Below are 11,778 nucleotides of genomic sequence, written 5' to 3' on the forward strand. Positions count from 1 at the left end.
GTTTATTCTTCGTCTTCGTTACCTCTTCCCGTTTGCATAACGGGAAGGGATCCCATGAATTTTTCCGCGAAGTATGAGAGGTCTTTTTGGACAGAATTTATCTCTGCCTTGATCAGGCCGATGGCTTGCTGATTGCCGTCTTTCTCGAGATTTTTGAGGTCTTCTTCAAGGATGCTGACATAAAATTCAGCACCGCTTTCCAGCTCGGCTAAAAGCTGCTCATCGTTTTCGTTCTGTAGTGATGAGTATGTACTATGAACCACCGTGAGTTTTTCGAACTGCCGGATTTTCTTAGGGAGCTGTGCTGGAACCCGGCCATTCCATTTGGGTGCATTTTTCTCGTAGGCATTTGTCGATATTTCAATGGCTCTATCGCTAAGCTCGCTAATCCCATTTTCGAACGAGGAAGCGAATGCGGTATAATTCTCTTCGGTATCTTTCTCGTATTCGCGGATCGCCGGTCCAAGTCGCCCTTTTGTGATTTCAGTCGCTTTCCCAAAGAGGCTATCAACGCCTGAATCCAAGTTGGCAGGGATAACAGTAGATGAGGGAGTTGCCGGCACTATTTCGATAATGCGTTTCTCTGGCTCAAGTCCGGTGCTTTCAGCCGGTGGAGTTACTTCCTTTTTTGGCAATATTTTGAAGTGATAGTAGGCATAAGCAGCGCCGCCAAGTAGTAGGAGAAGCATTATGGTAGTCCCAATGCCGCTGGACGATTTGCTCTTCAGCTTCACGGTGGAAGGACGGGTTCTTGAGGCTGCTGATCCGGAGGTGACAAGAGCTTTCGCGGAAGAACTGCCAATGCTTTGGAGGTCTGCGGCTAGCTCTGTTGCAGAGTTATAACGGGAGTTCGGATCGGGATGCATCGCCCGCTGAATGACGCGATCAAGACGGATATTGCATCCGCTGACATTGGACGCAGGCGGGGAATAGGTGGTTGGAAGGTTGCCGGTGAGGAGCTCGTAAAGCATGACTCCTACGGAAAATATATCCGCGCGGTGATCGAAGGAGTGTGGGGGTTCGAGGATTTCAGGGGCCGTGTAGCCGGGTGTTCCGAAGATTTGTTCGCCTTCTTGAATCTGGGTTTCGAGGCTGCGGGCGAGGCCGAAGTCACTAATTTTCGGCGTCAGGCTGGCGTCGAGTAGAATGTTGGCGGGCTTGATGTCGCGGTGGAGAATTCCATTTTCGTGGGCATTTGCGAGGCCGTGGCAGACAGCGCTGATGATTGCTATCGCTGCGGATTGCTCGACAGGTTCTCCGTTTGCGGCTTCGAAAAGAGAATTTCCGTCTACATATTCCATCACGATGAAGAGCATCCCGCCAATCTCGCCGAAGTCATAAACGCCTATGAGGTTCGGGTGATTGAGCTTTGCCATGGCTTTTGCTTCCGCCTCGAATCCTGTGCGGAATGCTTCGTCTGTAGAAAATTCCCGCGGGAGGAGTTTGATCGCAACCGGGCGGTCCAGAGAGCGCTGTGTAGCATGGTAAACCGCCCCCATCCCTCCGCAGGCAATAAGCCTCAAAATATCGTAGGAAGGAAAAAGTGCCTCCACTTCCTCCAGAATAGGTGCACTAAAAGTGACATGGTTTTCGGAATCGCTCATACGTAGATGCTCTATGCTGGTAATGTAATGCCTTAGGCTCGAGGGAAATCAAGCCAACTATTGTTTATTAAAATTTTAAAGTGGGGCGTGGTAGATGGTCCACTCGGGTAGTGTTATAGTAATATTATAAATCATATGAAGGAATATGACATTCGCCAATGATCCAGTCGATTGATAGAAGAGTGCGCAGAAGAAGCCGAAAGTGGCGACGCTTGCGAGTCCGTAGTAATCGTAGAAATGCAATACTGAGAAAATGACGGCAGAAAGTAGTGCTCCCGCGAGGACGCCGGATTTGTTGGCCAGTGAGCGGTAAAGTATGCCGCGATATAGGATTTCCTCTGAAACAGGAGCAACAAGACAGGCGGAGATGAGAATGAAGCAGAGGCCGAAAAGGCCGGAATCCGAATATGACAGACCGCCGGTGGGATCTTCCGCGGTAAAGCGGACAAGAGCCCAGCGGAGCGGCTGATCGATAAGCAGAAGTAGGGAAAAAAGTCCTAGAATTGCCGGTGGATTGATACGGGCGCCGAGGCCCAGCGAACGAGGGATATGGGATGGCTTTCTGAATAAAAGACCGAGTGCGATGAGAGTGGGCAGGATACGTGCAACTGTATCGAGTAGGATTGCAAGCGAGGGCGGGAGGCCGGGTATTTGGGTTATCCCGATCTCCACGACCATCGTGAAGCCTATCCATGCGAGTGTGGCCAATAGAAAAACCATCAACCCCAGCGAGGGAGACCAAGCGCGGGTATAGCGCTCTCGCTTTGGTTTTGGCCGTTTCCTTAAGCTGCGGATGGTGGTCGGGATGAACATTAGTCCGACAATAGCTAGTAGCCAGATTATGGAGCCCACGAAGACCGCCCGATTCCTCAGTGTGATACTTGTGGAAGTTCCCTCGAACGTGAAATTTGCTGATTTTATCTTGGTGTTCCACCAGGTCGGGGACTCGGGGTCGCTGGAGGGTAAAGTGAGCTGGCGGAGGTAATATTCCGGCGGTGCGCCTTCGCGAGTGGCTAGAAGTGTGACGTAGGCGTGGTAGCCAGTGGGGCTGAGGGATTGAGCCGCGATCAGGGTTTCGAGTGATTGTATTCCTTGGTCGAGGGCTTGGTCCAATGTTTGCGCATGTGCCAGCCAGCGGAGTAAACCCGGATCCCTTTTCATTGCCTCTGCAAGCTGAAGATCCCGGTCGATCTTTATGAGGGCTATTTGTTCCGTGCCGGGCGCGTAGCCGGCGGTCTCTCCGAAGTAATTATCCCATATCCAGATACCGAGGATAAAACAGAGCAGAGCGATGAACGGCTCGGGAATTTCCCTGCGCAAAATCGCTCGGTAAGGGTTGGTTACTAGAGTTTCAGCGGAGTTTGAGATACTCAGAGAGTTCAGAGTTCTGGGGGAAAAGCAAGCGCCCCATGATGTTCGCGCTCTATAAAATTTCTACAGCTTTGTTGTTATTGACGAGCGTTCTGGAGTAGAAATGAGTCCATGAAAATCGAGTTCATGGAAAGGGCGGTAAATTTGGCGAGAAAAGGGATGCTTGCAGGTGACGGAGGGCCCTTTGGAGCTGTACTTGTGCGGGATGGACTTGTTCTGGGAGAGGGATGGAACAGGGTACTGGCTACCAATGATCCAACAGCGCACGGTGAGGTGGTGGCGATCCGTGATGCTTGCGCAAGAGAGAAGACTTTTTCCCTGGAAGGTTGTGAAATCTACACCACCGGGCAGCCCTGTCCGATGTGCCTGGGGGCAATTTACTGGGCGGGTATCAGGGGTATTTATTACGGTTTCAGCATTGAGGATGCTGCCGATATAGGTTTTGGCGATGAGGAATTTTTCCATGAATTTTCCATACCCCGCGCGGAACGGAAAATTCCTGAAAATGAGCTGGGACGGGATCTGGCGCTCAAGCTGGCAGCGGAATACTCAGCCATGCCAGATAGGCAACTGTACTAAAATTTTTCACTCCGGAAAATCACTGACTTGACGGATGGTGGGGTAGGGGAGGACTATTGAGCCCATGGCATGGCGTCTGGATCAAACGGTAGAGCACGGTCTCATCGATAATACCGTGGAGGGAATCACTACTGGGAAAATCTGGTTGGTGGGCAGGGATGAGCCCCTGATTCTTTCCCTCAACGGAGATTGCTGGCGGGATCTTGCCGGTACGATTCTGGAGTTTGAAAACCCGAAACCTAGTGCTGATCCGGAGGTGCTTGAGCTCGATACGGATCAGACAGGGATCATCGGAGATATTACTGCCTCGAGAAAAGCCCGGATTCCGGATCTAGCTGATGATGAGATTGAAGACTACGAAGAGCAAGGGAAGGAGATCCCGTTCCGCTGGCAACATGTACTCTACATCGAGTGGTTCGGAGAAATAAACGGCCGTATCCTGATTGAAACAGTGGGCTTTAAATTGACCATTTCCGATGCGAGCTGGGAGATGGATGAAGATGCCGAAGAGGCTCAAAAGCTTGCGAACCTAAGCGCGATGCGGGATTTCCTGGCGCAAATAATCCGACGCTCCGAGCCGGATGGAAAAAAACTGAGGAATGCGCGTGGGGTCCGGATCGAAATGAACGAATTCGAGTGGGAGGAGCGCCTGAAGGAATCCGATAGACTGTCGGATGCTTATCAGGAAGTCCTTGAAAAGTATATGGAGGACGCTGACTCCGAGCGTAAGGAAGCTTTTGTGATGGGCTGGGATGGACTGCTTGGCGCGATGGCGGAGCGGGAGGAAGGTGGTGAAGAAGAGGACGATTTCGAAGAGGAGGACGAGGACTCCAGCGAAGAGTGGCGCGATGATGAGTCAGGCGAGGAGGATGACTCGGAAAAGGAGGAGTATTATAAAAATCCACTTCAGGTGAAAGCCCATGAGATCGCTCTGCGCTCATGTGATCTGGTGGGTCCCGAGAATCAAAAGGAAGGGCCGGAGCAGCGTTTGGTCTCGAATCTCATTCAGGTGAGTACGAAGCTTGCCGCGGCCTTGCATTGCCAGGGGACTGGCTTTGAGCCGGAAACCGGCTTTGTGCTGGCCATACTTAAACGGTGCCTGAATTACATCAACGAGGCAATCGGGGCTAGCGGTGATCTGCTTGACCGCGAGGAGGATCAGGACCAGCGGGCTGCGTTGGAACATCTCCGGGCTGATGTATTTGAAGTCCGGGACCACATTCTTGGTTTGCGGCAAGAGCTTAAGAGAACCTAATCTTTTGACTTGTAGGTTCAGCCGAATCCGTGCATCAAAAGTTCTATGAAATACGTATTCCTTACCCTCGCAGGATTTTCGGCAATCGCTTTATCATCATGCAACACGACGATCGGATTGGGTCGCGATATGCGTGTGCTTGGCGAAGGGATGGAGCGCAAGGCGACAGAAACCTACGGTGGTGAAGCTGCAGGTGGCACCGGGGGTTACGATACTTCCAGTGGCTATGATACACAGGCCGGTGGAGCACCGATCTACTAATTTCCGGCACGTTCAGAAGTCGAAAAGCTGCCCTTGTGGGTCATCTTTCGCCGGATTCTTGGGAGGTTTTCCTGAAAATCCGCGGATTCCGAAGTTTACCCATGAGGAAAGAATTTCTTCCAGATCTTGATTAGGGGAGAGCGTCTGCAGGCTTTGGTTCAGCCCGGCATCGAAGAAATACCAGCGTGAGGCCAAATCTGTCTCGGGAATGGAAGGACATGCCCGCGCCAATGCCGCGAGGAATTTTTCCGATATCCCTACTTTTAGCATGGAGACAATCGGTGAAAGCCGGGCTTCCGGTTGGAGAAGGGATTTTCCAACCAATGGAAGATATTTGAATTGATCGGCTTTGATTTTGGCCGCGGTAGAAATCAGGGAACTCACGTAAATGCCGAGAGCGTCTTCCACTGAAACCATTTTGCCGGCCCGTTGGCGTTCCGCTTGTTCCAGTAATTTGGTCCGCTCTTCACAAAGTGGCTCGATGGCGTGGAACATCACCATGTCCAGAAGACCCTCGCGGCTTCCGAAGTGGTAGTTCACGGCGGCGACATTTGCCTTTACCGCACCAGTGATGTCGCGGACGGATATGGAATCGAACCCTTTTTCAAGGATCAGCCTTTCAGCCGCATCGAGCAACTTTCGCTTGGGTCCAGTTTCAGGCACTTTCAAAACACGCACGCCTAGGAGCCAAGCGTTCCGGCGATGATTGTCAATCCCTGACGAATACTTGCCTGCATTTTGCAAGTGGTCAGATGTTCCTGGTTCTGGTATATCTCATTGCTTGTTTTTGTAACTGGCTCGCTTATTTTCCCGGATGATCTTGAAAACCCTTCTAGCCAGTTGCTTTTTATCCACCGCTGCGATGGCAGAAAATTTGCAGAAAATCGAATTCAAGGACGCATCTGGTAAGGTTTCAACTTTGGGAGATTACTCGGGAAAAGTAGTGCTACTGGTGAACGTTGCCTCCAAGTGCGGCTTCACCAAGCAGTATAAGGGATTGGAAGAATTGTATCAGGAGAAGAAAGATGAAGGGTTTGTGATTCTTGCTTTTCCCTGCAATGACTTTGGAAAACAGGAACCCGGATCTATGGGTGAAATCCTGGAATTCTGCGAACTCAACTACGGTGTGACCTTCCCTATTATGGAGAAAATTCATGTGAAGGGGAAACAGCAGCATGAGCTCTATTCTGCTATTACCGGAGAGAACGCCGATTTCCCCGGGCAGGTGAAATGGAATTTCGAGAAAATCCTTATTGGTAAAGACGGAAAAGTTCTCAACAGGTTCGATTCCCGTACCAAACCGGATGGGAAAAAATTGGTTGAAGCGATCGGTCTGGCGCTCGAAAAGTAATCTTCCCTGATCTTCTGAATCGGTCACAGAGCGGACTATTCTTGAAAAGTAGATAAAGAGAGCCAAGCTCTAGCCAATGCGCTGCTTTTATTCCCAAGCTCTGGAACTTGAACTTCCTGCCGGGCATCCGTTCCCGATGGACAAGTTCCGCATCTCCAAGGACATGCTCCTTGCTGAAAATATCCTCAAGCCCGAAGAGGTGGTGGAGGTGAAGGCTGTGGATTTCCATCACATTCTCCGCGTTCACGACCGTGCGTATATCGAAAAGATCCAATCCGCCTCACTTGACCGGAAGGAGCTCCTACTCCTTGGCTTGCCGGCCAGCAGGGATCTGTTCTCCCGCTCGGCCACGGAAATCGAGGCGACTCGCATGGCCTGCAATGCCGCCCTGACGGAAGGAGTCGGCGTGTGTCTTGCCGGCGGGACCCACCACGCGTTTCGCGAACATGGGGAAGGTTATTGCGTTTTCAATGACATCGCCATCGCGATCCGAGATCTACAGGACAAGCAGCCGAAAATCCGCGTGATGGTCGTAGATACCGATGCTCATCAGGGAAATGGCACTGCTTCCATCCTTGGGGATGATCCTAATGTATTCACCTACTCCATCCACGTCGGGAAAAATTACCCGACCAAAAAGGTTTCCAGCACATTGGATGTGGAGACAGTTCGCTATGTGGAGGGGGAGATGTATCTCCAGCAGCTTTTCAGGACATTGGCGGATGCACTCGATAAATTTTCCCCGGATCTGGTGATTTGGATCTCGGGTGCGGATAATCACCGGAACGACCGTTTTGGACAAATGCATCTTTCCCTGAAGGAAATCCAGCGCAGGGATGAGACTCTCCTCCGCGCGATGATCAAAAATCATATCCCGGTGGCGATTCTCTATGGCGGTGGCTACAATCGGCAGCCCGAATTTACCGCGAAACTCCACCGGAATACAATCGCCACCGCAAAGCGCCTGGCGCGGGAATATCGCGGACTTTAACGCGCATAAGAGAGGAAACTCTTCACAAAATCATATTTTTCAAATAATGCCGCACGGCATTCTACCTGCTTAATCCCGACTCATCAATTTATGAATACTTCTGAAAAGCCAGGTCTCGCGATCATGACCTCTGGCGGAGATTCCGCTGGAATGAATCCCGCTGTGAAATGTGCCGTGGAATACGCATCCCAGCGTGGCTACAAACCATTTCTCGTCTACGATGGCCTGCGTGGGCTTATCGCCAATAAAATCGTTCCGGCCAGTGCGGAACTCGTCTCCGGCATCATGCATAAGGGAGGCACCGTTCTTCGCTCTTCCCGTTCTCCCCAGTTTTTCGAACTGGAGACACGGAGGATAGCCTACGAAAATCTGAAATCCCATGGGATCGGCCAGCTCATCGTAATCGGTGGTGATGGCTCCTTCCGGGCCTTGAACCAGTTTTACGCTGATTTCCAAATCCCTTTTGCTGGAATTCCCGCGACCATCGACAATGACATCGCCGGGACGGATTACTGCCTCGGAGTGGATACCGCTCTGAACGTGATCCGCCAATCGATCGACTCCATCAGGGATACTGCCTCTTCGTTCTCGCGTGCGTTTGTCGTAGAGGTCATGGGCCGCCATTGCGGATACCTTGCCCTCACGTCCGCTCTCTCCTGTGGTGCTGAAATCTGCCTCGTTCCGGAAATTGAATACAATCTGGATACAATCGGAGCCCGCATCAAACAGGACATACAGAATGGTCGCGGTTACGTGATTGCTGTGGTGGCGGAAGGTACGAATATGGCGGAATACGTCACACGGTTCATCAACGACTCCATCGGTATGGAAGCACGCCTGACTACCCTAGGACACGTCCAGCGTGGTGGATCACCGACTGTTTACGACCGGATCATGGCGTATAAATTTGCGGTGGCTGCAGTGGACGCACTGGAAGCAGGGCAGAAAAACTCCATCATGACCTTCAAGGACGGTACTTACAGTCATCTGCCGATCGAACAGGTGGCAGATGCGAAGTACCGGGTGGATCCCGCGCTGATCAAGCTCGCCACACCTTTGGCCAATTAGAAATTCGCTTCGCTTAAATCTTGACACCACCGCCAGATCGGGCATTTTCCCCGCCCCGCGCGTTGGTACGTGAGGGCAACCACATAGTCATATGAAAAAGGATCTTCATCCCACATACAATCCGGTCATCTTTGTTGATATGACCACAGGCGCACGGTTCATCACCCGCTCCACCAAGACTTCCGAGAAAAAGGAAACAATCGACGGTGTTGAGTATTCAGTGATTTCTTCCGGCATCACTTCCGATTCGCATCCGTTCTTCACCGGACAGAAGCAATTCGTCGATACCGAAGGCCGCATCGACAAGTTCCAAAAGCGTTTCGGCACAGTCCGCCGCGTTGGCAAGCCAAAGCTCTGAGCTGCCACACCGAACGGGTAATTATCCGTTTCTCTCAAAAACGACGCTCCGGAAACGGGCGTCGTTTTTTGTTTTGTCTGAATTCAGCCTCCTTTGGGGTTTGAATTTTGAGCTTTGAAAACTAAGACTTTCGCGTGCTCGCAAAAAGAATCATTCCCTGTCTGGATGTTACCAATGGCCGTGTCGTAAAAGGCGTAAATTTCGTGGACCTTATCGATGCCGGTGATCCGGTGGAATGCGCAATCGCCTACAATGAACAGGAGGCAGATGAGTTGGTCTTTCTGGATATCACTGCTTCTTCGGATGCACGCGAAACCATGGTGGACGTTGTAAAAAGGACAGCAGAGCAATGTTTCATCCCACTTACCGTCGGTGGCGGGATCCGTTCCGTGGAAAACATGCACGCCATGCTTCAGGCCGGCGCGGACAAGGTGGGGATCAATACTTCCGCGGTGACGAATCCGGGACTCGTCGATGAGGGTGCCAAGGCATTCGGCAACCAGTGCATCGTTGTCGCCATTGATGCGAAGCGGGAAGGGCCGGGAAAATGGGGTGTTTACACTCACGGTGGACGCACACCGGTAGGTCAGGATGCCGTAGAGTGGGCGAAGGAAGTCTGGCGGCGCGGCGCGGGGGAAATTCTCCTGACCTCCATGGATGCGGACGGAACGCAGGCGGGTTACGATTGCGAGCTCACCTCCGCTATTTCTTCTGCCATCGGTATCCCGGTGATTGCATCCGGGGGGGCCGGGAATTTGGATCACATGGTGGAGGTGCTGGAAAAGGGAAAAGCGGATGCAGTTCTTGCGGCTTCAATTTTCCACTTCGGGATGCACACGGTGGGGCAGGCGAAGGATCACTTTGCCAGGCACGGAGTGCCGGTGCGCCCGAGTTTTAAAAGCTCCTTTTAGAGATCCTGATTTGCCAAGCGCTCCTGTGGGCACTTAGCTTGATGGAAACTACGGTATGAAAAAACAACCCTTCCTCATTTTCTTGTCAGCTGCGTGTTTTCTCGCAGGTTCAACCTTCGCTGCGGACGAAACCAAGCCGGAAGTGGAACTGGCGGAAGCGCACGGTCTAAAGAACTGGTCCGATGTGGAGGTGATCGATTTTACCTTCTCGGTTGACGGTAAAAAGCCGGTAAACCGCCAATGGAGCTGGGTAGTGCAGGACAATACCGTGACCCGCACGATCAACGGCGAGTCCTTCACCATAGACCTTGAGGCTATCGAAACCAAGGAAGGTAAAGCGGTCCACAAACAATTCATCAACGATTCCTTCTGGTTTCTGTTCCCGTTCAGTATCGTTTGGTCAAATCCCGAAGTGACCGATGAAGGGGCTGTGGAGATTGAAATCGATGGGGAAAAGGTGGCTGCCAACAAACTGACTGCTGTTTGGCCAAGCGACGAAGGTTATACACCTGGCGATGCCTATGATCTTTTCGTCGATGAAGATCACACTGTGCTTGGATGGATTTTCCGCAGGGGAAATGCGCCGGAAGGTAAATTCTTTGCCTGGAAGGATGAGATGCAGGCGGGGCCGATCCGTTTCACTGGTGGATATTACCCCGAGGGTTCTGAAAAGCCTATGATCTCGATGGTTGATGTCCGGATCAAGTTGGCTGGAAATGATGAATGGATGTTGCCTGTGCCTCGCCCGTGAAACTTTATATCAAGGCTCTTGTGCTTGCGCCTCATCACGGAAACCAACAGCGTCTTGAGCGAACGGACCAAAAGTGAATGGAAGAGGGAAGCGACAGCCAGGAGCAAAGCGGGAAACGCGTGAACAAGCGTTTGGTCTTCTATTTTAGTGGCTTTGATCCGCGAGGACCCTCCCATTATCAAAAACTTTATTCAGCGGAGTCTAAGCTTCAGGAACCACTCAACGGGCTCTCGCTGAAGGTCGGAAAACGGCGGAAAACCAGTGACCACACGCATGGCTGGGACATCAAGTTGGAAGGAGCTGGAACCAAGACGGAATACGAATTTCTCCGCTGGGATGATCTGATCCGGAAATACTGGCCGAAAAATGAGTGGGAGCTGATGAAAGCAGCTATCCCGGTATATTGGAATGTGCTCGTCAGTAATCACGTGCCCCGGCTCTACAAGGTTTCCTGGTCGGCGGCATTTACGATTGCGTATCCGATTATCGCATTTTTCGGACTGTTTTTGGCTGCTGCGATTCTAGGGATTGCGGCGATGGTATTGCCGCTAGCCTTTGGTCAGGCCTGGTGGTGGGGGATTCTTCCCGCCGTGGCCATAGGTTATGGATCGCTTCACTTGTCCCGATATCTGGATAGGAAATTCCGCACTTATTGGCTACTCAGGACTTATTGTATGTTGCATCCGTGGGGTGGCGGCAAGCTTCCTGAAATCGATCAGAGGATCGAAGAATTTGCCGGGTATATTGTAGATAAGATAAAGAATACGGATGCAGATGAGGTGCTTCTCGCAGGGCATAGTGCCGGCTCCGTTCTGACTGTGCCGCTGGTAAGGCGTATGCTGGAGCTCTATCCCGGGCTTGGAAAGAAAGGTCCGGAATTCGGCCTGCTGTCTCTGGGGAATTGCCAAATTATCCTTAGCTTTTTCCCTGGGCCGAAGCAGCTTCGGAAGGATTTGGAGACTGTAGCACTTGCTGATGGAGTGCAGTGGCTTGATTTTTCCGCAAAAAGGGATGGAGCGTGTGTCAGTATGGTGGATCCACTTGAGGCAAACGGTATCAAACGGCCAAATGGCGTGGCGGTCAGGCCGCAATTGCATCCTGTAAGAATAGTGAAAATGTTTTCGCCGGAGAGGTATGCGGTTATCAAAAAGGATATTTTCCGCGTCCATTTTCAATATGTCATGGCCGGAGAGATGCTGACTGATTATGATTTCTTTGCGATCACAGCCGGGCCGCAAAAACTTTCAGAAAGATTTCCACAAAGCCTTATATAATTGA

Annotated in this window: 13 protein-coding genes; 10 read left to right on the forward strand and 3 right to left on the reverse strand. The window is 51.6% G+C overall.

The window, feature by feature from the left end; genetic code table 11:
* Positions 1–2: 2 nt before the first annotated feature.
* Entirely contained in the window at positions 3–1,604 is a 1,602-nt protein-coding gene (locus AAGA79_RS02215; protein ID WP_411827146.1) for a serine/threonine protein kinase, read from the reverse strand.
* 75 nt (positions 1,605–1,679) lie between these two features.
* Complete coding sequence (locus AAGA79_RS02220; RefSeq protein WP_411827147.1) at positions 1,680–2,924, reverse strand: lysostaphin resistance A-like protein; 1,245 nt, start codon at positions 2,922–2,924, stop codon at positions 1,680–1,682.
* Between the two features lie 162 nt (positions 2,925–3,086).
* Between AAGA79_RS02220 and AAGA79_RS02225 the strand changes: the two genes are divergently transcribed.
* The 3 genes from AAGA79_RS02225 to AAGA79_RS02235 all read left to right on the forward strand — a co-directional run bounded on the left by AAGA79_RS02225 (position 3,087) and on the right by AAGA79_RS02235 (position 5,070).
* Positions 3,087–3,554 carry a nucleoside deaminase gene (locus tag AAGA79_RS02225; protein ID WP_411827148.1) on the forward strand — a complete coding sequence of 156 codons (468 nt, stop codon included), beginning with the start codon at positions 3,087–3,089 and terminating at the stop codon, positions 3,552–3,554.
* Positions 3,555–3,618: 64 nt separating this feature from the next.
* Entirely contained in the window at positions 3,619–4,809 is a 1,191-nt protein-coding gene (locus AAGA79_RS02230) for a hypothetical protein (RefSeq protein ID WP_411827149.1), read from the forward strand.
* A gap of 45 nt (positions 4,810–4,854) precedes the next feature.
* Positions 4,855–5,070: a hypothetical protein gene (locus tag AAGA79_RS02235; RefSeq protein WP_411827150.1), complete on the forward strand. Its 216-nt coding sequence runs from the start codon at positions 4,855–4,857 to the stop codon at positions 5,068–5,070.
* A gap of 12 nt (positions 5,071–5,082) precedes the next feature.
* Here the strand turns inward: AAGA79_RS02235 and AAGA79_RS02240 are convergent, their stop codons facing one another.
* A complete protein-coding gene (locus AAGA79_RS02240) occupies positions 5,083–5,733 on the reverse strand; it encodes a TetR/AcrR family transcriptional regulator (protein WP_411827151.1) in 651 nt (216 codons plus the stop codon).
* A 199-nt stretch (positions 5,734–5,932) separates the two neighbouring features.
* Between AAGA79_RS02240 and AAGA79_RS02245 the strand changes: the two genes are divergently transcribed.
* The 7 genes from AAGA79_RS02245 to AAGA79_RS02275 all read left to right on the forward strand — a co-directional run bounded on the left by AAGA79_RS02245 (position 5,933) and on the right by AAGA79_RS02275 (position 11,774).
* On the forward strand, positions 5,933–6,421 hold the full coding sequence (locus AAGA79_RS02245) for a glutathione peroxidase (RefSeq protein WP_411828207.1): 489 nt from the start codon (positions 5,933–5,935) through the stop codon (positions 6,419–6,421).
* 76 nt (positions 6,422–6,497) lie between these two features.
* Positions 6,498–7,412 carry a histone deacetylase gene (locus tag AAGA79_RS02250; RefSeq protein WP_411827152.1) on the forward strand — a complete coding sequence of 305 codons (915 nt, stop codon included), beginning with the start codon at positions 6,498–6,500 and terminating at the stop codon, positions 7,410–7,412.
* A 90-nt stretch (positions 7,413–7,502) separates the two neighbouring features.
* On the forward strand, positions 7,503–8,480 hold the full coding sequence (locus AAGA79_RS02255) for a 6-phosphofructokinase (protein WP_411827153.1): 978 nt from the start codon (positions 7,503–7,505) through the stop codon (positions 8,478–8,480).
* Positions 8,481–8,571: 91 nt separating this feature from the next.
* Positions 8,572–8,838: a type B 50S ribosomal protein L31 gene (locus AAGA79_RS02260; RefSeq protein WP_411827154.1), complete on the forward strand. Its 267-nt coding sequence runs from the start codon at positions 8,572–8,574 to the stop codon at positions 8,836–8,838.
* Between the two features lie 134 nt (positions 8,839–8,972).
* A complete protein-coding gene (gene hisF / locus AAGA79_RS02265) occupies positions 8,973–9,749 on the forward strand; it encodes an imidazole glycerol phosphate synthase subunit HisF (protein ID WP_411827155.1) in 777 nt (258 codons plus the stop codon).
* A 55-nt stretch (positions 9,750–9,804) separates the two neighbouring features.
* Positions 9,805–10,500, forward strand: a complete 696-nt coding sequence (locus AAGA79_RS02270; RefSeq protein WP_411827156.1) for a hypothetical protein — start codon at positions 9,805–9,807, stop codon at positions 10,498–10,500.
* A gap of 77 nt (positions 10,501–10,577) precedes the next feature.
* Positions 10,578–11,774: a hypothetical protein gene (locus AAGA79_RS02275; RefSeq protein WP_411827157.1), complete on the forward strand. Its 1,197-nt coding sequence runs from the start codon at positions 10,578–10,580 to the stop codon at positions 11,772–11,774.
* Positions 11,775–11,778: the final 4 nt, after the last annotated feature.

It is taken from the genome of Luteolibacter sp. AS25 (assembly GCF_046736275.1).
Lineage (GTDB): Bacteria > Verrucomicrobiota > Verrucomicrobiia > Verrucomicrobiales > Akkermansiaceae > Luteolibacter.

What these genes read in the sequence shown, in the direction of transcription:
- AAGA79_RS02215 (WP_411827146.1), bottom strand. Translation starts at nt 1,604, where the DNA reads ATGAGCGATTCCGAAAACCATGTCACTTTTAGTGCACCTATTCTGGAG.
- AAGA79_RS02225 (WP_411827148.1), top strand. Translation starts at nt 3,087, where the DNA reads ATGAAAATCGAGTTCATGGAAAGGGCGGTAAATTTGGCGAGAAAAGGG.
- AAGA79_RS02230 (WP_411827149.1), top strand. Translation starts at nt 3,619, where the DNA reads ATGGCATGGCGTCTGGATCAAACGGTAGAGCACGGTCTCATCGATAAT.
- AAGA79_RS02235 (WP_411827150.1), top strand. Translation starts at nt 4,855, where the DNA reads ATGAAATACGTATTCCTTACCCTCGCAGGATTTTCGGCAATCGCTTTA.
- AAGA79_RS02245 (WP_411828207.1), top strand. Translation starts at nt 5,933, where the DNA reads ATGGCAGAAAATTTGCAGAAAATCGAATTCAAGGACGCATCTGGTAAG.
- AAGA79_RS02250 (WP_411827152.1), top strand. Translation starts at nt 6,498, where the DNA reads ATGCGCTGCTTTTATTCCCAAGCTCTGGAACTTGAACTTCCTGCCGGG.
- AAGA79_RS02255 (WP_411827153.1), top strand. Translation starts at nt 7,503, where the DNA reads ATGAATACTTCTGAAAAGCCAGGTCTCGCGATCATGACCTCTGGCGGA.
- AAGA79_RS02260 (WP_411827154.1), top strand. Translation starts at nt 8,572, where the DNA reads ATGAAAAAGGATCTTCATCCCACATACAATCCGGTCATCTTTGTTGAT.
- AAGA79_RS02270 (WP_411827156.1), top strand. Translation starts at nt 9,805, where the DNA reads ATGAAAAAACAACCCTTCCTCATTTTCTTGTCAGCTGCGTGTTTTCTC.
- AAGA79_RS02275 (WP_411827157.1), top strand. Translation starts at nt 10,578, where the DNA reads ATGGAAGAGGGAAGCGACAGCCAGGAGCAAAGCGGGAAACGCGTGAAC.